Origin of the sequence: Streptomyces sp. NPDC051569, from assembly GCF_044454085.1 — a bacterium.
Taxonomy (GTDB): Bacteria; Actinomycetota; Actinomycetes; order Streptomycetales; family Streptomycetaceae; genus Streptomyces.
Window position 1 is genome coordinate 101,486 of the sequence record NZ_JBITDJ010000021.1, and the last position, 26,597, is coordinate 128,082.

General features: G+C 70.2%; 30 protein-coding genes. 18 read left to right on the forward strand and 12 right to left on the reverse strand.

The window, feature by feature from the left end; translation table 11 throughout:
* Positions 1-22: 22 nt before the first annotated feature.
* The 3 genes from ACIBAE_RS25065 to ACIBAE_RS25075 form a co-directional block, all read right to left on the reverse strand.
* A complete protein-coding gene (locus ACIBAE_RS25065) occupies positions 23-1,546 on the reverse strand; it encodes a TldD/PmbA family protein (RefSeq protein WP_399289503.1) in 1,524 nt (507 codons plus the stop codon).
* Positions 1,547-1,722: 176 nt separating this feature from the next.
* On the reverse strand, positions 1,723-1,947 hold the full coding sequence (locus ACIBAE_RS25070) for a DUF397 domain-containing protein (RefSeq protein ID WP_399289505.1): 225 nt from the start codon (positions 1,945-1,947) through the stop codon (positions 1,723-1,725).
* Entirely contained in the window at positions 1,944-2,813 is an 870-nt protein-coding gene (locus ACIBAE_RS25075; RefSeq protein WP_399289507.1) for a helix-turn-helix domain-containing protein, read from the reverse strand. Before ACIBAE_RS25075 ends, ACIBAE_RS25070 begins: the two co-directional genes overlap by 4 nt.
* Positions 2,814-3,011: 198 nt before the next feature.
* Here ACIBAE_RS25075 and ACIBAE_RS25080 point away from each other — a divergent pair, with 198 nt between their 5' ends.
* The 4 genes from ACIBAE_RS25080 (at position 3,012) to ACIBAE_RS25095 (ending at position 5,992) form a co-directional block, all read left to right on the forward strand.
* On the forward strand, positions 3,012-3,494 hold the full coding sequence (locus ACIBAE_RS25080; protein ID WP_399289509.1) for an ATP-binding protein: 483 nt from the start codon (positions 3,012-3,014) through the stop codon (positions 3,492-3,494).
* A gap of 329 nt (positions 3,495-3,823) precedes the next feature.
* Positions 3,824-4,543, forward strand: a complete 720-nt coding sequence (fabG, locus tag ACIBAE_RS25085; protein ID WP_399289511.1) for a 3-oxoacyl-[acyl-carrier-protein] reductase — start codon at positions 3,824-3,826, stop codon at positions 4,541-4,543.
* 4 nt (positions 4,544-4,547) lie between these two features.
* Positions 4,548-5,318 (forward strand): enoyl-ACP reductase FabI, encoded by a 771-nt coding sequence (fabI, locus tag ACIBAE_RS25090; RefSeq protein WP_399289513.1) that lies wholly within the window; start codon positions 4,548-4,550, stop codon positions 5,316-5,318.
* 206 nt (positions 5,319-5,524) lie between these two features.
* A complete protein-coding gene (locus ACIBAE_RS25095; protein WP_399289515.1) occupies positions 5,525-5,992 on the forward strand; it encodes a hypothetical protein in 468 nt (155 codons plus the stop codon).
* On the opposite strand, the gene ACIBAE_RS25100 is transcribed toward ACIBAE_RS25095, so the two are convergent.
* Positions 5,967-6,641 carry a FadR/GntR family transcriptional regulator gene (locus ACIBAE_RS25100; RefSeq protein ID WP_399289517.1) on the reverse strand — a complete coding sequence of 225 codons (675 nt, stop codon included), beginning with the start codon at positions 6,639-6,641 and terminating at the stop codon, positions 5,967-5,969. The genes ACIBAE_RS25095 and ACIBAE_RS25100 overlap by 26 nt on opposite strands.
* A 66-nt stretch (positions 6,642-6,707) precedes the next feature.
* Between ACIBAE_RS25100 and ACIBAE_RS25105 the strand changes: the two genes are divergently transcribed.
* The 4 genes from ACIBAE_RS25105 (at position 6,708) to ACIBAE_RS25120 (ending at position 9,144) form a co-directional block, all read left to right on the forward strand.
* A complete protein-coding gene (locus ACIBAE_RS25105; protein WP_399289519.1) occupies positions 6,708-8,045 on the forward strand; it encodes a CynX/NimT family MFS transporter in 1,338 nt (445 codons plus the stop codon).
* A gap of 4 nt (positions 8,046-8,049) precedes the next feature.
* The gene (locus ACIBAE_RS25110; RefSeq protein ID WP_399289521.1) at positions 8,050-8,166 is read left to right on the forward strand and encodes an SGM_5486 family transporter-associated protein; all 117 of its coding nucleotides are present in this window, start codon (positions 8,050-8,052) and stop codon (positions 8,164-8,166) included.
* A gap of 151 nt (positions 8,167-8,317) precedes the next feature.
* Positions 8,318-8,551, forward strand: a complete 234-nt coding sequence (locus ACIBAE_RS25115) for a hypothetical protein (RefSeq protein WP_399289523.1) — start codon at positions 8,318-8,320, stop codon at positions 8,549-8,551.
* 74 nt (positions 8,552-8,625) lie between these two features.
* Positions 8,626-9,144 (forward strand): SixA phosphatase family protein, encoded by a 519-nt coding sequence (locus ACIBAE_RS25120; RefSeq protein WP_399289525.1) that lies wholly within the window; start codon positions 8,626-8,628, stop codon positions 9,142-9,144.
* Positions 9,145-9,303: 159 nt separating this feature from the next.
* Here the strand turns inward: ACIBAE_RS25120 and serB are convergent, their stop codons facing one another.
* Complete coding sequence (serB, locus tag ACIBAE_RS25125; RefSeq protein ID WP_399289527.1) at positions 9,304-10,563, reverse strand: phosphoserine phosphatase SerB; 1,260 nt, start codon at positions 10,561-10,563, stop codon at positions 9,304-9,306.
* A gap of 203 nt (positions 10,564-10,766) precedes the next feature.
* Here serB and ACIBAE_RS25130 point away from each other — a divergent pair, with 203 nt between their 5' ends.
* On the forward strand, positions 10,767-13,430 hold the full coding sequence (locus tag ACIBAE_RS25130; protein WP_399289529.1) for an FHA domain-containing protein: 2,664 nt from the start codon (positions 10,767-10,769) through the stop codon (positions 13,428-13,430).
* Between the two features lie 96 nt (positions 13,431-13,526).
* On the opposite strand, the gene ACIBAE_RS25135 is transcribed toward ACIBAE_RS25130, so the two are convergent.
* The 3 genes from ACIBAE_RS25135 to ACIBAE_RS25145 form a co-directional block, all read right to left on the reverse strand.
* Positions 13,527-14,363 (reverse strand): transglycosylase SLT domain-containing protein, encoded by an 837-nt coding sequence (locus tag ACIBAE_RS25135; protein ID WP_399289531.1) that lies wholly within the window; start codon positions 14,361-14,363, stop codon positions 13,527-13,529.
* 274 nt (positions 14,364-14,637) lie between these two features.
* A complete protein-coding gene (locus tag ACIBAE_RS25140; protein WP_399289565.1) occupies positions 14,638-15,804 on the reverse strand; it encodes an S-adenosylmethionine:tRNA ribosyltransferase-isomerase in 1,167 nt (388 codons plus the stop codon).
* A gap of 2 nt (positions 15,805-15,806) precedes the next feature.
* A complete protein-coding gene (locus tag ACIBAE_RS25145; RefSeq protein WP_399289533.1) occupies positions 15,807-16,502 on the reverse strand; it encodes an SDR family NAD(P)-dependent oxidoreductase in 696 nt (231 codons plus the stop codon).
* A 175-nt stretch (positions 16,503-16,677) separates the two neighbouring features.
* On the opposite strand from ACIBAE_RS25145, the gene ACIBAE_RS25150 reads away from it, so the two are divergent.
* The 4 genes from ACIBAE_RS25150 to ACIBAE_RS25165 all read left to right on the forward strand — a co-directional run bounded on the left by ACIBAE_RS25150 (position 16,678) and on the right by ACIBAE_RS25165 (position 19,181).
* Positions 16,678-17,823 carry a GAF domain-containing sensor histidine kinase gene (locus ACIBAE_RS25150; RefSeq protein WP_399289535.1) on the forward strand — a complete coding sequence of 382 codons (1,146 nt, stop codon included), beginning with the start codon at positions 16,678-16,680 and terminating at the stop codon, positions 17,821-17,823.
* Positions 17,816-18,460 carry a response regulator gene (locus tag ACIBAE_RS25155; protein ID WP_399289537.1) on the forward strand — a complete coding sequence of 215 codons (645 nt, stop codon included), beginning with the start codon at positions 17,816-17,818 and terminating at the stop codon, positions 18,458-18,460. The genes ACIBAE_RS25150 and ACIBAE_RS25155 overlap by 8 nt, the downstream gene beginning before the upstream one ends.
* Positions 18,461-18,598: 138 nt before the next feature.
* Positions 18,599-18,844: a chaplin gene (locus ACIBAE_RS25160; protein ID WP_399289539.1), complete on the forward strand. Its 246-nt coding sequence runs from the start codon at positions 18,599-18,601 to the stop codon at positions 18,842-18,844.
* Positions 18,845-18,938: 94 nt separating this feature from the next.
* Positions 18,939-19,181: a chaplin gene (locus tag ACIBAE_RS25165; protein ID WP_399289541.1), complete on the forward strand. Its 243-nt coding sequence runs from the start codon at positions 18,939-18,941 to the stop codon at positions 19,179-19,181.
* Positions 19,182-19,377: 196 nt separating this feature from the next.
* Here the strand turns inward: ACIBAE_RS25165 and ACIBAE_RS25170 are convergent, their stop codons facing one another.
* Positions 19,378-20,169, reverse strand: coding sequence for a hypothetical protein (locus tag ACIBAE_RS25170; protein WP_399289543.1), 792 nt, complete (start codon positions 20,167-20,169; stop codon positions 19,378-19,380).
* A gap of 126 nt (positions 20,170-20,295) precedes the next feature.
* On the opposite strand from ACIBAE_RS25170, the gene ACIBAE_RS25175 reads away from it, so the two are divergent.
* The 4 genes from ACIBAE_RS25175 to ACIBAE_RS25190 all read left to right on the forward strand — a co-directional run bounded on the left by ACIBAE_RS25175 (position 20,296) and on the right by ACIBAE_RS25190 (position 23,434).
* A complete protein-coding gene (locus ACIBAE_RS25175; protein WP_399289545.1) occupies positions 20,296-21,087 on the forward strand; it encodes an ABC transporter ATP-binding protein in 792 nt (263 codons plus the stop codon).
* 50 nt (positions 21,088-21,137) lie between these two features.
* Complete coding sequence (locus tag ACIBAE_RS25180) at positions 21,138-21,566, forward strand: NfeD family protein (protein WP_399289547.1); 429 nt, start codon at positions 21,138-21,140, stop codon at positions 21,564-21,566.
* Positions 21,567-21,656: 90 nt separating this feature from the next.
* Positions 21,657-22,586, forward strand: a complete 930-nt coding sequence (locus ACIBAE_RS25185; protein WP_399289549.1) for an SPFH domain-containing protein — start codon at positions 21,657-21,659, stop codon at positions 22,584-22,586.
* Between the two features lie 71 nt (positions 22,587-22,657).
* Entirely contained in the window at positions 22,658-23,434 is a 777-nt protein-coding gene (locus ACIBAE_RS25190; protein ID WP_399289551.1) for a sulfite exporter TauE/SafE family protein, read from the forward strand.
* Between the two features lie 13 nt (positions 23,435-23,447).
* Here the strand turns inward: ACIBAE_RS25190 and ACIBAE_RS25195 are convergent, their stop codons facing one another.
* From ACIBAE_RS25195 to ACIBAE_RS25205, 3 genes are all read right to left on the reverse strand, one after another.
* Positions 23,448-23,960 carry an HNH endonuclease gene (locus ACIBAE_RS25195; protein WP_399289553.1) on the reverse strand — a complete coding sequence of 171 codons (513 nt, stop codon included), beginning with the start codon at positions 23,958-23,960 and terminating at the stop codon, positions 23,448-23,450.
* Positions 23,961-24,102: 142 nt separating this feature from the next.
* Positions 24,103-24,642: a YbhB/YbcL family Raf kinase inhibitor-like protein gene (locus ACIBAE_RS25200; RefSeq protein WP_399289555.1), complete on the reverse strand. Its 540-nt coding sequence runs from the start codon at positions 24,640-24,642 to the stop codon at positions 24,103-24,105.
* An 87-nt stretch (positions 24,643-24,729) separates the two neighbouring features.
* On the reverse strand, positions 24,730-25,512 hold the full coding sequence (locus ACIBAE_RS25205; RefSeq protein ID WP_399289557.1) for a sporulation protein: 783 nt from the start codon (positions 25,510-25,512) through the stop codon (positions 24,730-24,732).
* A 73-nt stretch (positions 25,513-25,585) separates the two neighbouring features.
* Here ACIBAE_RS25205 and ACIBAE_RS25210 point away from each other — a divergent pair, with 73 nt between their 5' ends.
* The gene (locus ACIBAE_RS25210; RefSeq protein ID WP_399289559.1) at positions 25,586-26,227 is read left to right on the forward strand and encodes a DNA-3-methyladenine glycosylase; all 642 of its coding nucleotides are present in this window, start codon (positions 25,586-25,588) and stop codon (positions 26,225-26,227) included.
* The last annotated feature ends 370 nt before the right edge of the window (positions 26,228-26,597 follow it).

The following is a 26,597-nucleotide window of genomic DNA, read 5'->3' on the forward strand; positions in this document are numbered from 1 at the left end:
CGGCCGATTGCGGTGCTCCCCGTCATCGTCCGGCCTCCTGCGTGGTGTTAAGGATGTTGACGCCCCGGAAGAGGGCGGAGGGGCAGCCGTGCGAGACCGCCGCGACCTGGCCCGGCTGGGCCTTGCCGCAGTTGAAGGCGCCGCCCAGGACATACGTCTGCGGGCCGCCGACCGCCTCCATCGAGCCCCAGAAGTCCGTGGTCGTCGCCTGGTACGCGACATCGCGCAGCTGGCCCGCCAGCTTGCCGTTCTCGATACGGAAGAACCGCTGCCCGGTGAACTGGAAGTTGTAGCGCTGCATGTCGATCGACCACGACCGGTCGCCGACCACATAGATCCCGCGTTCCACCCCGCCGATCAGATCCTCCGTGCTCAGCCCGCCGGGATCCGGCGCCAGCGACACGTTCGCCATGCGCTGCACGGGCACATGGCCCGGCGAGTCGGCGTACGCGCAGCCGTTGGAGCGGCCGAGGCCGGTGAGCTTCGCGATCCGGCGGTCCAGCTGGTAGCCGACGAGTGTGCCGTCCTTGACCAGGTCCCACGACTGGGCCTCGACGCCCTCGTCGTCGTACCCGATGGTGGCCAGGCCGTGCTCGGCGGTGCGGTCGCCGGTCACGTTCATCACGGAGGAGCCGTACGCCAGCTTCCCGAGCTGGTCGAACGTGGCGAACGAGGTCCCGGCGTAGGCCGCCTCGTACCCCAGCGCGCGGTCCAGCTCCGTGGCGTGGCCGATCGACTCGTGGATCGTCAGCCAGAGGTTGGACGGGTCGACGACCAGGTCGTACGTCCCCGCCTCGACGCTCGGCGCGCGCATCTTCTCCGCCAGCAGCCCGGGGATGCGTTCCAGCTCGGAGTCCCAGTCCCAGCCCGTGCCGGTGAGGTACTCCCAGCCACGGCCGACGGGCGGGGCGATCGTCCGCATCGAGTCGAACTCGCCGCTCTTCCCGTCCACGGCGACGGCGGTGAGCTGCGGGTGCAGCCTGACCCGCTGCTGGGTGGTGACCGTGCCCGAGGTGTCCGCGTAGAACTTGTTCTCATGGACCGTGAGCAGCGACGCGTCCACGTGCGCGACGCCCTCGGCGCCCAGCAGCCGCGCGCTCCACTCCGCCAGGAGCCCGGCCTTCTCCGCATCGGGCACGGTGAACGGATCGATCTCGTACGCCGACACCCACGTCTTCTCCGCGTGCACCGGCTCCTCGGCCAGCTCGACGCGCTCGTCGGAACCGGCGGCGGAGATCACCTTCGCGGACAGCTTGGCCATCGCCACGGCCTGCCCGGCGACCCGCGCCGCCGCGTCCATCGTCAGATCGACCCCGGACGCGAACCCCCAGGCGCCTCCGTGCACGACGCGCACCGCGTAGCCGAGGTCCGTGGTGTCCGACGACCCGGCGGGCTTGGCGTCCCGCAACCGCCAGGACGCGCTGCGTACCCGCTCGAACCGGAAGTCGGCATGCTCGGCCCCGAGCGCCCGCGCCCTGGCGAGCGCGGCATCGGCGAGCGCCCTCAGTGGCAGTGCCAGGAACGACTGATCTACCTCGTGGGGCACGTCGGCCTCCCCTTCTCACACGTATGGGACATGTGCCCGCAGTGAATCACGCGGGGGAGGTCGCCCGGGGGCCCCTTTTCCGCCCGGTGGACGTGAAGCCGCCCGGCGGCGGGCCTCGGCCGTGGTCCGCCGGTGACCGACCCTCAGCGGCTCGTGTCACGCAAATCCCACCGGATTCAGAAATCTCCGGAGACCAGGCCCGCGCTGAACGCGGCCCACGCGGTGGCGGTGTACCGGAGGGCCCCGGCGCCGGGACGCTTGGAGTCGCGGACGGCCTTGCCGCCGTGGGGGAGTTGGGCGACCTCGACGCAGTTGTTCTCCCCGGCGCTGGCGGACGCCTTGCGCCACGGGGCTCCGGCGAGGTCGAAGGTGTGCAGCTCTGCCTTGCGATCGTCGTTCACTTACGGCTTCTTTCTTCCATCCGAGCGATCAGTGCCAGTGAATCGTCCGTCGGGAGCGCAGTGGCGACAATGCGTTCGAACGCCTCGGCATAGGTGCGCACCTCTCCGACGCCCTCAACGTAGGTCGCTCCGATGAGATTCTCCAGCAGTACGACGTCAGGCATCGGGCCTGGGAAGCCGACGAGACTGAAAGCACCTGCTCCGCCCGGGTGCGGTGTGGCGTCGAGAGGCAGGATCTGCAGCGTGATGTTGGGCATCTCGGAGATGTCCACCAGCCGTTGAAGCTGATCGCGCATCGTGTTCGGTCGGACGGCGAATCGCTGGTGCAGAACCGCTTCGTGGATCACGGCCCAGATCTTCAAGGCCCCCTCGGGACGGGTGAGGACCGATTGTCGTGCCTGCCTCACCTCTGCCAGAGCCGCTACTTCCTCGGGGCTTCGCGTCGTCGCGTTGGCCGCGATGGTCTCGCGGGCGTACGCGGCGGTCTGCAGCAGGCCGGGGATCAACAGCGGGGCGAACTCGCGGACGCTGTCGGCATCCGACTCCAGGGAGATGTAGTCCGCGTACGCCGGTGCCACGATTCCGCTGTACGTCTGCCACCAGCCCTGCTTCCGCGAGTCCCTGGCCAGGCCTTCCAGCGCCGCGACGACGACCGGGTCGTCGATCCCGTAGACCTTCAGCAGCTTGGCGACTTCGACGGGCCGGACATGGGCGTTGGCCGTCTCGATCCGGGACAGCTTCGGGCCGATCCAGTCGAGTTTCTCGGCCGCCGTGTCGAGGGTCAGGCCGGCGGCATGGCGGTACCGGCGCAGGGCCTCGCCGAGGCGTCGCCGTCGAACGGTGGGTACTGGGCGCGAGTTTGGCATGCGACGGAGTCTGGCAGCGCCCGCTCCCGCACGATGGTGAAACGGGCCGCACATCCATCAATTCGGGTGACAAAATTGCAAGTTGCTGGCGAAGTATCGCGAATCTAGGGCTAAGTAGGGGGCCCGGACGGCGATCTGCCGAGTTCCGGGCCACAAGACCCGACCGCAGGGCCGCAACGCCCGCACGCTGGAGGTGCCGTGTACGTCATCGCCGAAGAACACGACCAGGAGCCCCAACCCCAGCCCCCCGCCCCCGGTTACTACGTCCGTCGCCGCAGTCGGGGCTTCGCCGCGCACATCAACGCGTCCGGGCCCCACCTCCGCTCCGTCCGGGAGCTCATCGCCAAGGTGCTGGCCGAGCTGGGCGTGGACGCCGACGCAGCCGACAGCGCGCAGCTCGTCGTCTCGGAGCTGGTCGGGAATGCCGTACGGGCCGTCGGGGATCACGTGCCGGTCGTCGTGGAGGTGTACGCCACGTCCTTCGGGGTGGCGGTCAATGTCCACGACCCGGATCCGCTCGCCCTGCCCCGGCGCCGGGGCATCGCGCTCGATGACGCGGTCGCGGAGTCGGGGCGCGGCCTCGCGCTGCTGGATGTGGTCGCGCCGGGGTGGCATGTGATCCGGTCGGCCATCGGGAAGCAGGTCCGCTGCCGGGTGCCGGAGGATCGCCCGTGCGGGTGAGTGCGAAGCGCTCGGCGCAGGGCCCGGCGTGCGTCGTAACCCGTCCGGAAGAACACCGCGCGACCAGCGGCAATGTCACCGGACGCCTGTCCCCGCACCGCCCGCCGACCGCGCTGGGAGAGGGGCGTCCCACCGACCCCCGCCCACAAGATGTGCTGTGGCGACCCGGCCCTGGCCCGACCCCCGCCCCCGCGGCCCCGTAGGCGGCCCGGCTTCTGTAGGGATCTGACAGTGACCGTGGCTACGCGCTGTCAGGGGTCGATTCTCCCCGGAGGGGACGGTACCGATAGGTTTTCGAGGTACCAGACCGCTAGGGAAAGGCTGATCCGTTGAGCCGCTCGGTTCTCGTCACCGGAGGAAACCGGGGCATCGGCCTCGCCATCGCCCGCGCCTTCGCCGACAACGGCGACAAGGTCGCCATCACATACCGCTCCGGCGAACCGCCGGAGGCCCTGACGAAGCTGGGCTGCCTGGCGGTCCGCTGCGACATCACCGACACCGAGCAGGTGGAGCAGGCATACAAGGAGATCGAGGAGAAGCACGGTCCCGTGGAGGTGCTGGTCGCCAACGCCGGCGTCACCAAGGACCAGCTGCTGATGCGGATGTCCGAGGAGGACTTCACCGCCGTCCTCGACACCAACCTCACCGGTACCTTCCGCGTCGTCAAGCGCGCCAACCGCGCCATGCTGCGCGCCAAGAAGGGCCGCGTCGTCCTCATCTCCTCGGTGGTCGGGCTCCTCGGCTCGGCGGGACAGGCGAACTACGCCGCGTCCAAGGCCGGTCTGGTCGGTTTCGCCCGTTCCCTCGCCCGTGAACTGGGCTCGCGGAACATCACCTTCAACGTCGTCGCACCCGGCTTCGTCGACACCGACATGACGAAGGTCCTGAGCGACGAGCAGCGCGCGGGCATCGTCTCGCAGGTGCCGCTCGGCCGCTACGCGCAGCCGGAGGAGATCGCCGCCACGGTGCGGTTCCTCGCCTCCGACGACGCCTCGTACATCACTGGAGCCGTCATTCCCGTTGACGGCGGATTGGGCATGGGTCACTGATCACATGAGTGGAATCCTCGCCGGCAAGCGCATTCTCGTGACGGGCGTCCTCACCGACGCCTCGATCGCCTTCCACGCCGCCAAGGTGGCGCAGGAGGAGGGCGCCGAAGTCATCCTCACGGGCTTCGGCCGGCTCTCGCTCGTCGAGCGGATCGCCAAGCGCCTGCCCAAGCCCGCCCCGGTCATCGAGCTGGACGTCACCAACCAGGAGCACCTGGACGGCCTGGCCGACCGCGTCCGCGAGCACCAGGGCGAGGGTGCCGGCCTCGACGGCATCGTGCACTCGATCGCCTTCGGCCCGCAGGGCGCCTTCAACTTCCTGGAGGGAAGCTGGGAGGACGTCTCGACGGCCGTGCAGGTCTCCGCGTACTCCCTGAAGTCGCTGACGATGGCCTGCCTGCCGCTGATGGAGCGCGGCGGCTCGGTCGTCGGCCTCACCTTCGACGCGCAGGTCGCCTGGCCCAAGTACGACTGGATGGGCGTGGCCAAGGCGGCGCTGGAGTCGACGAACCGCTACCTCGCCCGTGACCTGGGTGCGCGGAACGTCCGCTGCAACCTGATCTCGGCCGGTCCGCTCAAGTCGATGGCCGCCAAGTCCATCCCGGGCTTCGAGTCCCTCGCGGACGTCTGGAACCACCGCGCCCCGATCGGCTGGGACCTGACCGACCCGGACCCGGCCGGCCGTGGTGTCGTCGGTCTGCTGTCGGACTTCTTCCCGAAGACGACCGGCGAGATCGTCCACGTCGACGGCGGCGTGCACATGATGGGTGCCTGAGCCCAGGCCCCCGGCGTACGTCCCGGAAGCCGCGTGACCGTCCCCGGACGGCGCGCGGCTTCCGTGCGTGACGGGCCGGGTGCCCCGAGCGGGAATCCCCGGGCTGAAATCCCCGGGCCGGACATCCCGAGTCGAAAAGAGCGGCACTTCCCCGCACACTGATCAAACCGGATGATTCCGGTCATGGCGGGGGAGGAGGTGTGGGCATGCGCCCACTGCGTCGCCGTACCGCCGCACTCACCGCGGCCGCGCTGATCACGACGGGACTCGCGCTCTCCACGGAGGTACGCGGTACACCGGAGCCCACTCCGGTCGCCGTGTCTCCCGTCCCCCCGCGGGCCGGGGCCGCCGCCGACCGAACCGGGGCCGCCGCCGACCGGTCGGAGGCCATCGCCGACCGGCACGGCCGGGGCCGCGAGCGCCTCCACGCCTACTGCCGTACGAAGATCAAGGGCTCGCACGCCACCGCGTACTGTCAGAATCCGAATCCCGAGCCCGACCGGGTCCAGCTGCACATCGAGTGCGAGCACTGGTGGGACATCGACGCCGACAGTGCCCCGGTGGAGCTGCTGCCGGCCGGATACGTCCAGCTCAGCGACCGCTGCTGGAAAGAGATCCGCTCGGTCTGGGTCAGTCACGCCGAACCGCTCAGACCTGCTCCCTCACACAGCTGAGCGCATGGCTCGCCGCCTCGGCCGCCGCCGCCTCCGCGTCGCCCTCGCGGATCGCCGCCACCAGCCGCTCGTGGTCCATGTGGTCCTCGGGCCGCAGCTCGCGCCCCACGTCGTCGCGGAGGAAGTCGCGCAGGAGATCGCCCAGATCCGCGTAGAGCGCGATGAGTACCTCGTTGTGCGAGGCGGAGACGACCGCCATGTGCAACGTCGCGTCGGCGGCGACGAACAGGTCCGCGTCGCCCGCCGCCCAGGCCTCCTCGCGCCGGGCGAGCAGCGCCTCCAGCTGCCGCACATCCCCTTCCGTGCGCCGCCGTGCCGCCAGCTTCGACGCCGATGACTCCAGCGTGGAACGCAGCTCCGCGACATGGCGCGGGTCCGCGCCGGCGAATCTGCGGTGCATCACCCCGGCCAGCTCGCTCGTCGCGATCACATACGTACCCGAGCCCTGCCGGATGTCCAGCAGCCCGTTGTGCGCCAGGGCGCGCAGCGCCTCCCGGACGGTGTTGCGGGCGACGCCCAGCTGCTCGACCAGCTCGGGCTCGGTCGGAATCCGCGATCCCACCGGCCACGCCCCCGAGGTGATCTGATTCCGCAGCTCGGTGATCACCTGGTCGGAGAGCGCGGAACGGCGGGGAGAGGTCAGCGCCATGGGTGTTCCTCATCTTCGGCGTCAAGGACTGGACAACCAATCATCCCATGATTCTATGATGGCACCATGCTCGACGAAACCCAGACGCAGACCCAGGCTCAGGCTGAGGCCCGGAGCCAGGCGGGCACCGACCCCGCAGCCATATCACCGGCACCGCGCGCCTCGGTCTGGCCGACCCGGCTGCTCGTCGTCGGACTCGTCCTCGCCGCCCTCAATCTCCGCCCCGCCATCACCAGCCTCGGCGCCCTCCTCGAAGAGGTACGGGACGGGCTCCACATGAGCGGCACCGTCGCGGGTGTCCTCACCTCCGTGCCGCCCTTCTGCTTCGCCGTCTTCGGCTTCGCCGCGCCCCGGCTGGCCCGCCGCTTCGGCCCCCGCGCCGTCGTCTGCGCCGGCATGGTGGCCATCACCGGGGGCCTGCTGCTGCGCCCCCTGGCGGGCGGCACGGTCGGCTTCCTCGCCGCGAGCGCGTTCGCGCTCATGGGCATCGCCCTCACCAATGTGCTGATGCCGGTGATCGTCAAGCGGTACTTCCCCGACCGGGTCGGCACCATGACCGGGCTGTACTCGATGGCCCTGGCATTCGGCACCGCCGCCGCGGCCGCCGCGACCGTCCCCATGACCCAGGCGATGGGCGGCAGTTGGCGCATGGGGCTCGGCATCTGGGGGGCCCTCGCCGCCGTCGCCGTACTGCCCTGGCTCGCACTGGTACGCCACCGCGACGCCGGCGCCGCCCCGGCCGCCATGCCCCCCGCCGCCACGTCCCCGGGCGCCGCGTCACCGACCACCCCGCAGTCGTCGGAAACCCCCCGGCTCAGGCTCGCGCGAAGCCGTACGGCCTGGGCGCTCGCCGGGTTCTTCGGCCTCCAGGCGACCGGCGCGTACATCGCCATGGGCTGGATGCCGCAGATCTTCCGCGACGCGGGGGTCTCGGCGTCCACCTCGGGCCTGCTGCTCGCCGTGACCATGGTGATGGGCGTCCCGCTGGCCTTCGTGATCCCGGGACTGGCCGCCCGGATGAAGAACCAGGGAGCGATCGTCGTCGTCCTGGGCCTGTGCGGGCTGACCGCCTACGCGGGCCTGTACTTCGCACCGGCCGGCGGGGCCTGGATCTGGGCGGTGCTCCTGGGCATATCGAACTGCACCTTCCCGCTCTCCCTCACCATGATCAGCATGCGGTCCAGGACCAGCGCGGGCGTCGTACGGCTCTCCGCCTTCGCCCAGAGCACCGGCTACCTGCTCTCGATCCCCGGCCCGCTGCTGGTCGGCGTGTTGTACCAGCACTCCGGCGGCTGGGCGCTGCCGATCGCCCTGATGGGCGGCTTCCTCGTGCCGCAGATGGTGGTGGGGGTCATCGCGGGACGGGACCGGACGATCGAGGACGAAGCGAAGATGGCACACTGACCGCATGCCAGTCCTCGAACCCCATCCCCCGAACGGCCAGCGGAAGCTGCTCGTCCTGTTCGGCACGATCATCGGCATCATGGTGGTCATCGGCATCATCGCCTCCCTGGCGGCGCCGTGATCTCCGGTGGCCGGGGGGCCTGCACCACCTTCCCCTAGGGGGTCAGGGTCAGGGTGAAGTGGGTGGGGTACCGGATGGGATCCCCCCTTCATGATCCGTAGGTTTGAGGGACCTCGAATCGCAGGCCCATCGCAGACCCACGGAGGCGGCCATGCCGGCCCGAACGCGCTCCCGGTCCCACTCGTCCCGTCCACCTCGCGGCTCCTCCGACAGCGTCGAGATCCAGCTGCCGTGGTGGGCCGTAGCCCTGCCCGCGATCGCTTTCGCCGCGCTCCTTCTGCTGATGGCGGGATCGGGCCCGGCGCACGCCGCGGCCGGGGATCCGGCGGGTGATCCCACGGTCGGACGGATCCTGGAGCACCTCCAGCTGACCCTGGTCCGCTAGCCCGGTTCACCCGTGTCGGGGCAGCCCGTCAACACCCTGCGCCCGATGCCGCATTTCATGCGAAGCTGGAATGCATGAGCGTCGATACACCGCGCAGGATCGTCCTACTCCGCCATGCGAAGGCCGACTGGCCGGAGGTGTCCGACCACGAGCGTCCGCTCGCCGAGCGAGGCCGTATGGATGCCGCTGTGGCGGGTCGCCGGCTCGCCGAGACGGGGATCGCCTTCGACCTGGCCCTCTGCTCGACCTCGGTCAGGACCCGTGAGACGTGGAAGCTGGCCGTGCACGAGCTGCCGCACCGGCCCAGGACCGTCTACGAGGAGCGGCTCTACGATGCCACCCTCGGCGATCTGCTCGCGTTGATCAACGAGACGCCGGACGAGGTGAACGATCTCCTTCTCGTCGGCCACAACCCCACGACGCACGCGGCCGCCGATGCCCTCGCGGGTGACTCGGAGGGCGACACGATCGCCCGGATGACCCGGAGCGGATTCCCGACCGCCGGCTTCGCCGTGATCGCCTTCAACGGAACGTGGAAGTCGGTTGAACACGGAGTGGGCAAGCTCGTCGATTTCTGGGCTCCGCACGACTGATCCGCTTCCCGTGCGCCTGACCGGGTCGTGCGCCTGACCGGGTCGTACGACTGACCGGGTCGTACGACTGCCGGGCCTGGCGACCGACCGAGCCGTCCGGCTGATCCGGTGAAGGCCCCGGGTGCGGGGGAGCCCGCGCCGGGGCCTCGCCGCGCGGCGCTAACGGTCGTGGTCGTCCCGGTCGTCGTCATCGTCGTCATCGTCGTCCTGGCAGTCCGCCGCCTCGACCTCCTCGCGGGTGATGCCCAGCAGGTAGAGAACGGTGTCCAGGAACGGTACGTTCACCGCCGCGTGAGCCGCCTCGCGCACCACCGGCTTCGCGTTGAAGGCCACGCCGAGCCCCGCCGCGTTCAGCATGTCCAGGTCGTTGGCGCCATCGCCGATCGCGACGGTCTGGGCCAGCGGCACCCCCGCCTCGGCGGCGAACCGGCGCAGCAGCCTCGCCTTGCCCGCGCGGTCCACGATCTCGCCCACCACCCGCCCGGTGAGCTTCCCGTCCACGATCTCCAGCGTGTTGGCGGAGGCGAAGTCCAGGCCGAGCTGTTCCCGCAGAGCGTCGGTGACCTGGGTGAATCCGCCGGAGACGACGCCCACTTGGTAGCCGAGCCGCTTGAGGGTACGGATCAGGGTGCGGGCGCCGGGCGTGAGCCGCACCTCCGCTCGTACCTTCTCCACCACCGAGGCGTCGAGCCCGGCGAGCAGGGCCACCCGCGCGTGCAGGGACTGCTCGAAGTCCAGTTCCCCGCGCATGGCCCGGGCCGTCACCTCGGCGACCTCGGCCTCGCAGCCGGCGTGGGCCGCGAACAGTTCGATGACCTCGTCCTGGATCAGGGTCGAGTCCACGTCCATGACCACCAGCCGCTGGGCCCTGCGGTGCAGCCCCGCCGAGATGACCGCCACATCCACCCCGATCCCGGCGCCCGCGGTGGCCAGTGCGGTGCGCAGCGGTTCGGTCTCCACCCCGGAGACCGCGAACTCCACCGCCGTGACCGGGTATTTCGCCAGCCGGAAGATCCGGTCGATGTTGCCGCCGGTCGCGGTGATACTGGCCGCTATGGCCGCCGTGGACTCCGCGGTCAGCGGATTGCCGAGCACCGTGACATGGGAACGGCCGCTGCCACGCGGCCGGTTGTCGCCGGTACCGGAGATGATCTCGGCCTGGAGTTTGAGCGAGTCGGTCCAGCTGTGCACGGTCGCGCGCAGCTCGCCCTCGCTGGTACCACCCGCAGTCGGCGCGGTGATCAGTGCGCACAGGACGATACGGCCACGGGTGACGACCTGCTCGATGTCGATCACGTCGACGGAGTAGGCGGCGAGGGTGTCGAAGAGCCCGGCGGTGATCCCGGGGCGGTCCTTCCCGAAGATCTTCACGAGGAGGGTGCGGACGTCGGAGGCCGGAGGGGGCTGCGATGCGCTCATGGTGCTTCCACCGTATCGGGCGGGACGCGTCGGCCAGCGGGCCGTCCCGCGTACCGGACACGTGTTCTGTGCGGGCTTCGGCGGACAAGGACCGGGGTGGGCATGATCCCCGGTTTCCCAGGGGCGAGCGAGCCTGAAATAGTTCCCCACGATGTTCGCCATCCCTGGATTCCCTGCGACGCGGGAAACTCGGGGGACAACAAGTGGGGCATGGAGTGCCGGAATTCGTCATTGAATTGCACGGAAGAACCTGGGCGCTCGATCCGTCCAGGTCGTACGCCCTGGGGCGTGATCCGCAGAGCGACCTGGTGTTCGAGGACGCCAGGGTCTCGTGGCGTCACGCCACCATCAGCTGGGGGGAAAGCGGTTGGGTCGTCGAGGACCACGGCAGCACCAACGGCACTTATGTGCGGGGACAGCGCGTTCAGCGGATGGACATAGGTGCCGGTACGGCCGTGTATCTCGGCAACGCCACGGACGGGCCCCGGCTGAACATCACCGGGGCGGGGTCCGGTGCGGGGTCCGGTGCGGGAACCGGCGCGTACAGCGCGCAGCACGCGGCGTCTCCCCAGGTCCACGTCCAGACACCGGTCGTGCGGCAGGACTGGGAGCAGCCTCCCCCGCAGGCACCTCACCAGCAGGCACCCCCACAGCAAACGCTCCAGCATCAGGCAGCCCAGCACCAGGCGCCTCAGCACCAAGCACCCCAGCACCAGGCGCCTCAGCATCAGGTACCTCACGGGCATCAGGCACCTCAGCAGCCGTACCAGGCTCAGGTGCCCCACCAGCAGACCCCGGCCTCGGCGTCCGCCCCGGCCCCGGGTGGTACCGCGGGGGCGCCGGCTGTCTACGGCGACGACCGCAACCCGACCATGTTCCACCAGCTCGCCCTCGGCCGCGTCATGCGCATCGGCCGCGCGCTGGAGAACGAACTCGTCGTCTCCGACCTCCAGGTCTCGCGCCACCACGCCGAGTTCACCGCGACGCCCGACGGCCGCTTCGAGATCCACGACCTCGGATCCCACAACGGCACGTACGTCAACGGCCAGCCGATCGCGAAGTCCGGCACCGTGCTCATCGGCCCGAGCGACACCGTCGGCGTCGGCCACTCGACCTTCCGCCTCGTCGGTGACCGGCTCGAAGAGTTCGTCGACACCGGTGAGGTGTCCTTCTCCGCCCGCCACCTCACGGTGACGGTCGACGGCGGCAAGCAGATCCTCAAGGACGTCTCCTTCGGCGTTCCCGAGAAGTCGCTGATCGCCGTCATCGGTCCGTCCGGCTCCGGAAAGTCCACCCTGCTCAAGGCGCTCACCGGCTACCGCCCCGCCGACCAGGGCGACGTCCTCTACGACAACCGGAATCTCTACAAGCAGTTCGCCGAGCTGCGCCAGCGCATCGGCCTCGTCCCGCAGGACGACATCCTGCACAAGGAGCTGACCGTCAGGAAGGCGCTCAGGTACGCGGCGAAGCTCCGCTTCCCGGGCGACACCGCCGAGGCCGAGCGTGAGTCCCGGATCGACGAGGTGCTGCGCGAGCTGAAGCTCGACATCCACAAGGAGAAGAAGGTCACCTCCCTCTCCGGTGGCCAGCGCAAGCGGGTCTCCGTCGCCCTGGAGCTGCTCACCAAACCGTCACTGATCTTCCTGGACGAGCCGACCTCCGGTCTCGACCCGGGCATGGACCGCGACGTCATGCAGCTGCTGCGCGGCCTCGCCGACGACGGCCGCACCGTCCTGGTCGTCACCCACTCCGTGGCCGAGCTGGCGATCTGCGACAAGCTGCTGGTCCTGGCCCCCGGTGGCTCGGTGGCGTACTTCGGGCCGCCCGAGGAAGCGCTCAACTTCTTCGGCTACGGCAGCTGGGCGGACGTCTTCTCGGCGTTCGAGAACTACCGGGACTACGACTGGGCCGGCCGCTGGCGCGGCTCGCAGCACTACCAGCTGTACGCCGCCGACATCGACGCCGCCGCCGTGCAGTCCGTACACCCGCCGTCGGCGCGGCAGATGCGGTCGCCGAAGCCGCAGAGCTGGGGCTCCCAGCTCTGGACGCTGATCCGCCGCTACGCCTCGGTGATCGCGTCGGACAGGGGTTTCCTCGCCCTGATGCTGATCCTGCCCGCGGTCCTCGGCGTGGTCAGCGCCGTCATCCCGGCCGACTTCGGTCTGGCGGCGCCCGTACCGCCCGCCACGTTCAACGCCAAGGCCGGCACGATCATGCTGGTCCTCACGGTCGGCATGTGCCTCTCGGGTGCGGCCAACTCCGTACGAGAACTGATCAAGGAACGCGTCATCTACGAACGGGAGCGGGCCACCGGCCTGTCCCGCTCCGCCTACCTGATGTCCAAGGTGATCACGCTCGGTGTGATCACGGCCATCCAGGGCGTGATCATCTGCGGTATCGGCTTCGCCAACCGCGAGCTGCCCGCCGAGGGCCTGATCATGCCGCCGGCCGTCGAGATCTGCCTGACCGTGATCGCCCTCGGCTTCACCTCGATGATGTTCGGCCTGGTCATCTCCTCGCTGGTGAGGACCGCCGAGAAGACCATGCCGCTGCTGGTCATGTTCGCGATCGTCCAGATCGTCTTCACCGGCATCCTCTTCCAGCTCTACGACACACCCGGCCTGGAGCAGTTCGCCTGGCTGATGCCGTCCCGCTGGGCGATCGCGGGCGCGGGCACGACACTCGACCTCGCGCACCTGATGCCGCCCTGGGACCCCCGGAACCCGACGGCGCTCGACCCGCTGTGGGAGCACTCGGCGGGCCAGTGGGGTATCGATATCGGGATCCTGCTGCTGATGGGCGTGGCCGGCGGCTTCGTGGTGTCGCGTCTGCTGCGCCGCCACGAGCCGGAGGTCATGCGGAAGTAGCAGCGCGACCGTCCCGGCACCCGCACGCCGGAGGGCGGCACCCCCCTGGGGGTGCCGCCCTCCGGCGTAGTGCGTCAGTGCGACAGTGAGCGTGGCTCAGTAGGCGCTGTTGACGTTGTCGATCGACCCGTACCGGGCAGCGGCGTAGTTGGCCGCGGCCGTGATGTTGGAGACCGGGTTGTAGATGTTGTCCGGCGTTCCGGAGACGTGGTACGTCTTGAACGTCGGGGGGATCACCTGGAGCAGGCCCTTCGACGGGATGCCGTTCTGGGCGTTGATGTCCCAGAGGTTGATCGCGTTCGGGTTACCGCTCGACTCGCGCATGATGTTGCGGTGCAGACCGTCGTACGAGCCCGGGATGCCCTTGGCCTTCATGATGGCCAGCGACTCACGGATCCAGCCGTCCAGGTTGTTCGCGTAGACCGGCTTGCGGACCGTGGAGCGGCTCGCGGCCGTTTTAGCACGCTTCTTCGCGGCTTCCTTGGCAGCCGCCTTGGCCTTGGCCTTGGCAGCGGCCTTCGCCTTCGCCACGGCCTTCGCCTTCGCCTTGGCCTTCGCTTCGGCCTTCGCCTTGGCGGTGGCCTTCGCCTTCGCGTGGGCCTTGGCCTTGGCGGCCTTCTCCTTGGCGGTCGCGTCGGCCTTGGCCTTCACGGCGGCCTTGTTGGCCGCGGTCTGGACCTTGGCCGCGATGTCGGCGCTGACGTGCTGCTTCGCGATGCTTGTCTGGATGGCCGAAACCTGAGCGCTGTTCGCCGACGTCGTCCACGCCACCTGCGAGGCGGCGATGGCCTGGGGCTCGGTGTGCGCCTGGGCGGCGTTGCCGGGGACCAGGGAGAGGGTGACGGCTGCGACACCGGCAGCGGCGACGCCTGCGATCGATGCCTTGTGGGTCTTGTTGAGACGACCGAAGCCAGGGGTGCGTGACGAGAACATAGAGACGTACCTCTTCGAATAGCGGGAGTCGCGGAGGCCGGTTGGCCAGCCTGCTCGGCGGCGACAAACGCAATTCTTAGCGAACGCAAAATGCTGTGGCAAAGGTGTGACGTACGACCCCGGATAGTGGAGCGGGAGGCCCCGAGAATGCCGACTCACCCGCTTAAGCCAAGCTCAACCCCCCCTCTTTCGGTCGACTAACGTGCTTCGTAAGTGACCTGGGTCCTATTGCCGGGCTCACAAGGGGAGGGGGTGCATCTCACCGGACGTTGCTTCAGCAATGCACAGTGTGAGCGGTCTCGTCCGGAAGCTCGTCCGGAAGGAGGAGATGGACGTCCCCGAACTCGTGCCAGAGATAGAGCCGGCGCAGCGCTTCCGTATACGCGCTGGTCAAGGCCTCCCGCCCGGCGATCGCCTCCAGCATCAGCAGATGCGAGGCCCCCGGCTCGTGCAGTCCGGTCAGCAGCGCGTCCACGGCCCGCACCCCGCGCCGGGGCGTCACCACCAGATCCGTCCACCCCGAGGCCGCCCGCACCACCCCGTCGGGCCCCGCCGCCGACTCCAGCGCCCGGACCGCCGTCGTGCCGACCGCGACGATCCGCCCGCCGTCCGCCGCCGCCGCGTTCACCAGCCGGGCCGTCGTCCCCGGCACCGCGAACCGCTCCGGGTACGGCGGCTCGTACGCCTCCGCCGACGCCACCCCCGTATGCAGCGTCACCGGCGCGAACAGCACCCCCCGGCACACCAGCTCGGCGACCAGACCCGCGGTGAACGGCCGCCCGGCGCTCGGCATCTCCGCCGACCCCGAACCGTCGGGGGAGGGGAGCGCGAAGACCGTCTGATACGCGGACAGCGGCTGGTCCCGCTCCGTGTAGAGGTAGCGGATGGGCCGGCCGTAGTGGTGCAGCAGCCCCGGCACATCGGCGGACGACACCCGGGCCCACCACAGCCGGACCCCCGCCGGATCCAGCGGCCGCTCCAGTACGAGGTGCTCGCCGCCCGGCAGCCGTACGACCGCCCCCGCCGGCCCCCCGGCACGCGGCAGCGAGGCCCCGGCCGCCCCCGCCCCTCCTCCGGTGGCGGTGGCGGTGGCATTCGCCCCGGTCGCCTCCGCCCCGGTCCCGGTCGGCCGCCTGCCGTCCCGCCGCCCTTGCGGCGTCCGCAGCTCGACCGCCCACCGCCCGTCGTCGCCCCGGGTCGAGAAGTGCACGGCGACCCGCTCCCCGCCCACGCGCCCGTTGACAGCCGCCGGCAGCGTCGCCGACGTATTGACCACCAGGACGTCCCCGGCCCGCAGCTGCCCCGGCAGCTCCCGGAAGGCGTGGTGCGTGACCCGCGTCCCCCGCGAGACCATCAGCCGCACGTCGTCCCGGCCGCTCCCGCGCTGCTCCGCCGGGACCCGCGCGGACAACTCCTCGGGCACCCGCAGCGACTCCAGCACGCTCACTTCTCCTCCAGCAGGGCGCGGACCGTATGGCGGCCGCTCGCCGGACGCCGCTCCAGCAGCCGCAGGAAGCCCGGCACCGCCGCCCCGGGCTCCGGGCGCGGGTCCGTGTCGTCCGGCACGGCCGCCGCGTACAGATCCGTCCGCATGTCGCCCGGGTCGACCGCCCACACCCGCAGCCCCGGCTCCTCGACCGCCAGTACGGCGGCCAGCTGCTCCAGCGCCGCCTTGGACGCGCCGTACCCGCCCCATGTCCCGTAGGGCTCCACCGCCGCGTCCGAACTCACCGCGATCACCGCACCCGCCCCGCCGGCCCGCAGCAGCGGCAGCGCCTCCCGCACGAGCCCGAGCGCCGCCACGACATTGGTCTCCAGCGCCGCCCGCAGCCCGTCGAGCGGCAGCCCCGCCAGCCGTACGAGCGGCTCCGCGCCCAGCGCGGAGGCATTGCTCACCACCAGATCGAGCGCCCCCAGCTCCGCCGCCGCGGCCACCAGCTCCGCGCGGTGGCCGCCGTCCGTGACATCCCCGGCGACCGCCAGCACCCGGGTCCCGTGCGCCCGGGCCCGTTCCGCCGTCTCCTCCAGTACGGGTGCGGTCCTGGCATCCAGCACCAGATCCCAGCCGCGCCGGGCGAGCGCCAGGGCCAGCTCGCGCCCCAGCCCCTTCGAAGCCCCGGTGATGATCGCTACCGGCATGACGTCAGCTCCTTCGTCGGCGTACCTCGACGCACCCAACGTAGGAACGCGTCACCCTCCGCCGCCTCGTACGCGGGCCCCGTCCCGCACGGGTACTTCGACCTAGGGCGTCCGGCCCCCGGCGGCCGGGCCCGGGCCCGATACCGCAGGTCACACCCGCCGGTACGGTGAACTCATGAGCCACCGACCGAGCTCCGGCCTCGCCGCCGTGAGCACCGCGCTCCTCGCGATGAGCAGGCACCTGGAGGTGCGCGACGTCCTCAAGACGATCGTCGTCTCCGCCCGCGAACTGCTCGACGCCGAATACGCGGCACTCGGCGTGCCGGACGACCACGGCGGCTTCGCCCAGTTCGTCGTCGACGGGGTCAGCGACGCGCGGTGGAAGGCCATCGGCCCGCTGCCGCGCCAGCACGGCATCCTCGCCGCGATGCTCCACGACGAGAAGGCCCAGCGCCTCGCCGACGTACGTGAGGACCCGCGCTTCGGAGGCTGGCCCGCCGCCCACCCCGACCTGTCCGACTTCCTCGGCCTCCCGGTCAGGGACGGCGACGAGACCCTCGCCGCGATCTTCCTCGCCAACAAGCGCTGCCACCTGCGGGACGGCGGCTGCGGATTCACCGAGGAGGACGAGGAACTCCTCGCGATCCTCGCCCAGCACGCCGCGATCGCCCTCACCAACGCCCGGCTGTACGAGCGCAGCCGCGAACTGACCATCGCCGAGGAGCGCTCGCGCCTCGCCCACGAGCTCCATGACGCCGTCAGCCAGAAGCTCTTCTCACTGCGGCTGACGGCCCAGGCGGCCGCCGCCCTGGTGGACCGCGACCCGGACCGGGCCAAGGACGAACTCCAGCAGGTCACCGCCCTCGCCGCCGAAGCCGCCGAGGAATTGCGTGCCGCCGTCGTCGAACTGCGTCCCGCCGCGCTCGACGAGGACGGACTCGTCCATACCCTCCGCGCCCACATCCAGGTGCTCGACCGCGCCCACTCCGCCCGGGTCACCTTCGAGAGCCGTGCCGTACGGGCGCTTCCCGCGGCTCAGGAGGAGGCCCTGCTGCGCGTGGCCCAGGAAGCGCTGCACAACGCCCTGCGCCACTCGGAGGCGGACCGGGTCGAGGTCTCCCTCGCCCGCCGGGGCCAGGACACGGTCCTCGCCGTCCGCGACAACGGCAAGGGCTTCGATCCCCGGGCGGTCCGCTCGGCGGGCCGCCACCTGGGGCTGGTTTCGATGCGCGACCGGGCGAGCGGTGTGGGCGGCGGGCTCACCGTGGAATCGGTGCCCGGAGAGGGCACCACGATCGAGATGGAGGTACCCGGTGGCTGACAGAACCATCCGTGTGCTGCTGGTGGACGATCATCAGGTGGTCCGGCGCGGGCTGCGTACGTTCCTGGAGATCCAGGACGACATCGAGGTGGTGGGCGAGGCGTCCGACGGCGCCGAGGGCGTCGCCCGCACCGAGGAGCTCCGCCCCGACGTGGTGCTGATGGACATCAAGATGCCCGGCACCGACGGCATCGAGGCGCTGCGCAAGCTCCGCGCACTCGACAATCCGGCCAGGGTCCTGATCGTCACCAGTTTCACCGAACAGCGCACCGTCGTGCCCGCGCTGCGGGCCGGTGCCTCCGGTTACGTCTACAAGGACATCGACCCCGAAGCGCTGGCCGGCGCCATCCGTTCCGTCCACGCCGGGCACGTACTGCTCCAGCCCGAGGTCGCGGGCGCGCTGCTGACCCACGACGACCCCGGCGGCGGCCAGGGGAGGGGGACGTCGCTCACCGAACGGGAGCGGGAAGTACTCGTCCTGATCGCCGACGGGCGCTCGAACCGGGAGATCGCCCGCGCGCTGGTGCTCTCCGAGAAGACTGTCAAGACGCACGTGTCGAACATCCTGATGAAACTGGACGTCTCGGATCGCACGCAGGCGGCGCTCTGGGCCGTACGGCATGAGGCCACGGGCTGAACCGGAGCGTCGCCTTCCGGTCTGAGATTCATACCGTCGGGTGTATGTCACCCACACGGCGCATCCTGATCGTCACCCAGGCGTTCTCCATGGCGTGCTGCGGCGTACCGCCGCAGTCAGTGCGAGGAGGATCCCGAAATGAAGAACCTGAAGAAGGCCGCCACCCTCACCCTGATCGCCGGTGGCATCGTCGCCGCCGGCGCCGGTGTCGCCTCCGCCCATGACGGTGCGCAGGCCCACGGCGAGGCCGTCCAGTCCCCGGGCGTCGTCTCCGGCAACGTCATCCAGGCCCCGGTGCACGTCCCGGTGAACGTCGTCGGCAACACCGTCAGCGTGATCGGCCTGCTGAACCCCGCGTTCGGCAACCACGCCGTCAACCACTGACGTCTGCCCGCGCGCCCCTTCGTCCCACCGTTATGAATCCGGCCCGGGAGCCCAGCCCCCAGGGCCGTTGATCACTCGATTAAGGAACACCCCCATGAAGGTTGCCAAGAAGGCCGCCCTGGTCCTCGCCACCGCCGGTCTCGCCGCGGCCGGCTCCGCCGGCGCCGCGTTCGCCGACGGTGCCCACGCCGAGGGCCTGGCCCAGCACTCCCCGGGTGTCGGCTCCGGCAACACGGTCCAGGTCCCGGTGCACATCCCGGTGAACCTCACCGGCAACACCATCAACGTGATCGGCCTGCTGAACCCCGCGTTCGGCAACCACTCGGTCAACCACTGAGTGACGTGCGTGACGCCTGAGTGACGTGCGTGACGCCCCTGTGCGTCACGCACCCGCGAGGCCCCCGCCGCCCCCGCCGGCCGGGGGCCTCGCCCGGTGCCGCCCCCGGAGGCGAACTACGCCCCGGTGCTCCTCCCGGCCGGCCTCGCCCCGTCGCGCGGACAGTGCCGCTCGCGGACAGTGCCGCTCGCGGACACTAATGCTGCGACTTCCGCTGGAGCTCCTCCACATAGGCGTTGTACGAGGCGACCTGGGCCCGCCTGGCGACCCGCTCCACCGGCCGCAGCGCCGCGCCCCGCGCCGCCATCTCCGACGCGCTCACCGCGCCGCCGTGCCCGTTCTCGTACGCCAGCGAAACCAGCAGCCCGACCCGCTGCGCCAGCTCCAGCACCCGTACCGCCCGCGGCGGATACCCGGGAGCCAGCACCTCACGGCCCCGCTCCGCCCGCGCCCGGTACGCGTCCAGGGCCGCCGCGGCCATCGGCCCCGACGCCGCCACATCGAGCCGTGAAAGCACCTCCGTGGCATCCCGCAGCGCCTCGGCGAGCTCGCGTTCGGCCTCACCGAGCGAGGGCACGTCCGCCGGCGGGGCGTCCCGTACGGGCAGGCAGTGCCAGAGGACCTCGACGTGCCGGTCCCCGTCCGGGCCGACCTCGGTCACGTCCGGGACCAACCCGTACGGAGCCCCCGTGGCGATCACCGCCTCCTCGGCCTCCAGCGCCCGGGCGTTGAACTCCGGCGGACCGCTCAGCCCCAGCGGATGCCCCGGCGCGGGCAGCGCGACCCGGTACCCGGTCACCCCGAGCGCCCGCAGCCGCCCGAGCGCCAGCGTGAGTCCGACAGGACCCGTCTCGCCCGGCAGCCCCTCCACCCGGTGCAGCGCGTCGCCGCCGACGACGGCGAGTACGGCGTCGTCCGGTGAAACAAATCCGGCCAGGAGGGCGTTCCCCCAGGCGGCCAGCAGTCCTGATCGTGGTTGCGAAAGCATGGACCCAGCGTAGGGAACGGACCTCAGGAAGGGATCACTCGGCCAGTGGCGTAGGTTTTCCCTGGGACACGCGCCTACAGGCGCGCCCGGGACTTCAAGACGATTGCATGGGGAGACAACGCGCTCATGAGCGATGTACTGGAGCTGGTGGACGTATCCGTGGTCCGCGACGGACGCGCTCTGGTGGACGATGTCTCCTGGTCGGTCAAGGAGGGGGAGCGCTGGGTGATCCTCGGCCCCAACGGCGCCGGCAAGACCACCCTGCTCAATCTCGCGTCCAGTTACCTCTTCCCGACCACCGGCACGGTGCGGATCCTCGGCGAGCGGCTCGGCGGCGTGGACGTCTTCGACCTCCGCCCCCGCATCGGCGTGGCGGGCGTCGCCATGTCCGAAAAGCTCCCCAAGCGCCAGACGGTCCTGCAGACCGTCCTCACGGCCGCGTACGGCATGACCGCCACCTGGAACGAGGACTACGACGAGGTCGACGAGCAGCGCGCCCGCGCCTTCCTCGACCGGCTCGGCATGACCGAGTACCTGGACCGCAAGTTCGGCACGCTCTCCGAGGGCGAGCGCAAGCGCACCCTGATCGCCCGCGCGATGATGACCGACCCCGAGCTGCTGCTCCTGGACGAGCCCGCCGCCGGTCTGGACCTCGGGGGCCGCGAGGACCTCGTACGCCGCCTCGGCCGCCTCGCCCGCGACCCGTACGCCCCCTCCATGATCATGGTGACCCACCATGTCGAGGAGATCGCTCCGGGATTCACCCATGTCCTCATGATCCGCCAGGGCAAGGTGCTCGCCGCCGGCCCCATGGAGACGGAACTCTCCTCCCGCAACCTCTCGCTCTGCTTCGGCCTCCCGCTCGTCGTCGAGCGCACCGGCGACCGCTGGACGGCGCAGGGTCTGCCGCTCGGCTGACCTGAACTCGCCCCTGTCCGCGAGGGTGTTGCCGGACCTACCATGAACACGTGGACATCGACGCGTGGGTGTGGTGGCTGATCGGCGCGGCCGGACTGGGCATCGCGCTCGTGGTGACGGCGATGCCCGAACTCGGCATGCTCGCCGCCGGAGCGGTCGCGGCCGCCGTCGTCGCCGCCCTCGGCGGCGGAGTGGTGGCCCAAGTCCTGGTATTCGCGGCGGTGTCGGTGGCGCTCGTCGCCGTCGTACGCCCGATCGCGGCCCGGCAGCGCGGCGGGCGCTCCGGCCACGCCACCGGAATCGACGCCCTGAGAGGCCGTCAGGCCGAAGTGCTGGAACGGGTCGACAGCCGGGGCGGCCGGATCAAGCTGGCCGGCGAGGTGTGGTCCGCGCGCGCACTCGACGCGGACATGGCCTTCGAACCAGGCCGGCAGGTCGATGTCGTCGAGATCGACGGTGCGACGGCGGTGGTCATGTGAGTCAACACCGCTGAACCCGCCCCACGTTCACTCCCCGTCTGACAAACTCGATCATCGGAACATCCGGCAGCGAAGGGTCCGAGGAACGCGATGCCATCAATCATCATCGTCCTGGTCATCCTGGTGGTGCTTGTATTCATCGCCCTGATCAAGACGGTCCAGGTCATCCCCCAGGCAAGCGCCGCCATCGTGGAGCGCTTCGGCCGCTACACCCGAACCCTCAACGCGGGCCTCAACATCGTGGTCCCGTTCATCGACTCGATCCGTAACCGCATCGACCTGCGCGAACAGGTCGTCCCCTTCCCGCCCCAGCCGGTGATCACCCAGGACAACCTGGTCGTCAACATCGACACCGTCATCTACTACCAGGTGACCGACGCCCGGGCCGCGACGTACGAGGTCGCCAGCTACATCCAGGCGATCGAGCAGCTCACCGTCACCACCCTGCGCAACATCATCGGTGGCATGGACCTGGAGCGGACCCTCACCTCCCGCGAGGAGATCAACGCCGCCCTGCGCGGCGTCCTCGACGAGGCGACCGGCAAGTGGGGCATCCGCGTCAACCGCGTCGAGCTGAAGGCCATCGAGCCCCCGACCTCCATCCAGGACTCGATGGAGAAGCAGATGCGCGCGGACCGCGACAAGCGCGCCGCGATCCTCACCGCCGAAGGCATCCGCCAGTCGCAGATCCTCACCGCCGAGGGCGAGAAGCAGTCCGCGATCCTCCGCGCCGAAGGTGAGGCCAAGGCCGCCGCCCTGCGCGCCGAGGGCGAGGCCCAGGCGATCCGTACGGTCTTCGAGTCGATCCACGCGGGCGACCCCGACCAGAAGCTCCTCGCCTACCAGTACCTCCAGATGCTCCCGAAGATCGCCGAGGGAGACGCCAACAAGCTCTGGATCGTGCCCAGCGAGATCGGCGACGCCCTCAAGGGCCTCAGCGGAGCCTTCGACAACCTCGGCTCCGGCATGCCGGGCTTCAACACCGGCAAGGAACGCCGACAGGACACCCCGCTCGACTGATCCACCCGCCCCTTCGTGCATGATCGGTGCGTCCGGCACCGATCAGGCACCGATCAGACAAGGGGCGCACCGTGACCATCTGGGAGATGCTCGCCGTCTTCATCGCGGGCGTCAGTGCCGGCACCATCAACACCATCGTCGGCTCGGGCACGCTGATCACCTTCCCCGTCCTGCTGGCGACGGGTCTCCCACCGGTCACCGCCACCGTCTCCAACGCCCTCGGCCTGATACCGGGATCGGTCAGCGGAGCCATCGGCTACCGGGCCGAACTGACCGGCCAGCGCCGCCGCATCCTGCGCCTGAGCGCCGCGGCACTCGTCGGCGGGCTCAGCGGTGCCACCCTGCTCCTCGTCCTGCCGTCGAGCGCCTTCGAGACGATCGTGCCCGTCCTGGTCACCCTCGCGCTCGTCCTGGTGATCCTCCAGCCCCGCCTCGCCAGGGCGGTCCAGGCCCGCCGGGAACGCAAAGGCACCACCCCGCGCCCCGACGGCGGCCCGCTCCTGCTCATCGGGCTCCTGCTCGCCAGCGTCTACGGCGGCTACTTCACCGCGGCCCAGGGGATCATCTACGTCTCCCTCATGGGCACGCTGATCGACGACACCCTGCAGCGCCTGAACGCCGTCAAGAACGTCCTCGCCGCCGTCGTCAACGGCGTCGCCGCGCTCTTCTTCCTCTTCGTCGCGGACTTCGACTGGACGGCGGTCGTACTGATCGCCGTCGGCTCGGCCATCGGCGGCCAGCTCGGCGCCAAGGTCGGCCGACGGCTGCCACCGACGGCACTGCGCGTCTTCATCGTCGTGGTCGGCGTATTCGCCGTCGTGCAGTTGCTGATCCGCCGGTACGGCTGACGCGTCAGGCGGACTACGCGGCCGGCTGTACACCCACCAGCCACTGCGGAAGCTCGAAGCGCTCACCGTGCCGCAGCGAGAGCAGCATCGCGTCCGCCGGGGACGGCTCGAAGGGCTGGTGGAGCAGCGGCATCCCCGCCTGCTCCGGCGTACGGTCCGCCTTGCGGTGATTGTCCTCGGCACACGAAGCGACCGTATTCAGCCAGCTGTCCGCCCCGCCTCTCGACCGGGGCACCACATGGTCCACCGTCGTCGCGCGCCTGCCGCAGTACGCGCACCGGTGCTGGTCCCGCATCAGCACCCCCCGTCTCGACCACGGAGCCTGTCTTCGGAAGGGCACCCGGACGTACCGGCACAGCCTGATCACCCGGGGCACCGGAAGCTCGACCGCGGCGGCCCGGACACGGAGGCCGGGATGGGCCTGCTCGACGACGGCCTTGTCCTGCAGCACCAGCACGACCGCACGGTTGAGAGTCACCGTCGACAGCGGCTCGAAGCTCGCATTGAGTACCAGCGTGTCCCGCATCCCGCCCACCTCCCGTGTGCCGGCCCGCCGCATGGCGGGCTTGGATCAACTCTGGCCGGGCACGCCGAGAGGGACAACACAATAAAAAATGCCCTGCCCTGATCTCTCCAAGACCAGGGCAGGGCAAACAACCGGCAAACGGTCAGCTCTCGGCGGGAGCCGCGTACTCCCCGATGAGCTGCGCGCGCGCCAGCGCGTGGAAACGCAGATTGAAGCCGACATAAGCCGGCGAGGCGTCACTGTCCGGGCCCAGCCGCTCGCTGTCCACCGCGTACACGGTGAACACGTAACGGTGCGCCGGGTCACCCGCGGGCGGCGCGGCACCGCCGAAGTCCTTCGACCCGTAGTCGCTACGAGCCTGGACGGCCCCCTCGGGAAGCCCCTTGAAGGCCCCACTGCCCGCGCCCGCCGGAAGCTCCGTGACCGACGCCGGGATGTCGAAGAGCACCCAGTGCCAGAAACCACTGCCGGTCGGCGCGTCCGGGTCGAAGCACGTCACGGCGAAGCTCTTGGTCTCCGCCGGGAAACCCTCCCACCGCAGGTGCGGCGAGGTGTTCCCGCCGGCGTGGACCTGGGCGTCCTTGAGTACGGCCCCGTGCGAAACGTCGTCGCTCACCACCGTGAATGACGGTACCTGCGGATGGAAGTCGTGAGGGAGCGGAGCCCTCTTGCCCTCGGTCACGTCCAAAGCCTCCAAAAGAACTGCGTGAACTGTGCGACCTGCCGCCGGCTGCCTGACAGCCTGACCGCCTGGTCCTGGATCCCGAGCCTAGAACCAGTTGCGACGGCCGCCGACCTCGGCGAGCCACTGGTTCAGGTAGCCGGGCCAGTCGGTGCCGTGGAAGTCGTTCAGACCCACCTGGAACGCCCGGAACGAGTCACTGCCCTCGCTGAACAGCCCCGGCTTCTTGTCCATCTCCAGGATGACGTCCATCTCGCGGTCGTCCGCGACGAAGGTCAGCTCGACCTGGTTCAGCCCGCGGTACTGCTGCGGCGCGAAGAACTCGATCTCCTGGTAGAACGGCAGCCGCTGACGCGTCCCCCGGATGTGCCCACGCTCCATGTCGGCACTCTTGAAGCGGAAGCCCAGCTGGATGAAGGCGTCCAGGATCGCCTGCTGCGCCGGCAGCGGGTGGACGTTGACCGGGTCCAGGTCGCTGGAGTCCAGCGCCCGCGCGATGTCCAGCTCCGTCGTCACGCCGATGTGCATGCCACGCAGCGGCTGTCCGTCGATCGTCGTGATCGGCGTCTCCCAGGGGATCTCCAGACCGAAGGGCACCACGTGCGCCGCCCCGGCCTGCACCTCGAAGGCACCGCCGATGGACTGCTTGGTGAACTCGATGTCCTGCTTGAGCTCCTGGTCGCCGCCCTCGACCTCGACCCGCGCCTGAAGACCGACGGCGAGACCCTGGATCTGCTGGTTCACGGAACCGCCCTGGAGCCGTACCTCGCCCTGAACGACCCCGCCGGGTACGACGTTCAGCTCGGTCAGCTCCGTCTCGACGGACGCCCCGCCCGCGCCCATGCTCGCGAGCAGCTTCTTGAAGCCCATGTTCACTCCTTCTCGATACCGACCCCTGCGTACGCGCCCTGACCGTAGCCGGTCCCCGGTACGCTCGAACATCATGATCGAGAGTCCCGACCGTATGCCGCTGCCCCGGGAGTTCTTCGACCGTCCGGTCCTGGAGGTCGCCCCCGACCTCCTCGGCCGGACGCTGGTACGGAGTACGGACGAAGGGCCCATCGAGCTCAGGCTGACCGAGGTGGAGGCGTACGCGGGCGCGATCGATCCGGGCTCGCACGCCTTCCGCGGCCGCACGGCCCGCAACGGAGTGATGTTCGGTCCGCCCGGTCACGCGTACGTCTATTTCACGTACGGGATGTGGCACTGCCTCAACCTGGTGTGCGGCCCTGAGGGCTTCGCGAGCGGAGTCCTGCTGCGGGCCGGCGAGATCCGGGCCGGCGCCGAGCTGACCCGCAAGCGCCGGTTCTCGGCCCGTCATGACAGAGAACTGGCCAAAGGCCCGGCGCGGCTGGCCACCGCCCTCGACATCGACCGGGCCCTCGACGGCGCGGATGTCTGCGCGGGACCCGGCGCCCCGCTCTCGCTGCTGGCCGGCGCCCCCGCCCGTGATGACCAGGTACGCAGCGGCCCGCGTACGGGAGTCGGCGGGGACGGAGCCGGTCACCCGTGGCGCTTCTGGATCGACGGCGACCCCTCGGTCAGCCCGTACCGCGCCCACGCGCCCCGCCGACGACGAACTTGACTCGCGCAGTTCATCCGCCTAACGTAGCCCGAGCCGCTTGACCCGGGTCCTGCTGTTCAGCAGCCCCCGGAGCGGCCATCCACTACTAACAACCAACCCCAACGGGTATGAATTTCGGCATGCCGGAATTCAAATCCACCGGCTCGATTATGAGCCGCAGGGAAAATCGGTTAACGTAGTGACCGCCGGAAAGGGAAACGCGAAAGCGAGAACCTGGAAAGCACCGAGGAAGTCGGAAGCGAAAAGCATCTGATAGAGTCGGGAACACGAAGTAAAGAACAAAATGAAACACCGAAGGGAAGCGCCCGGAGGGCCCCGGTGAAACGGGACCGAAGGAAGCGTCCGTTCCTTGAGAACTCAACAGCGTGCC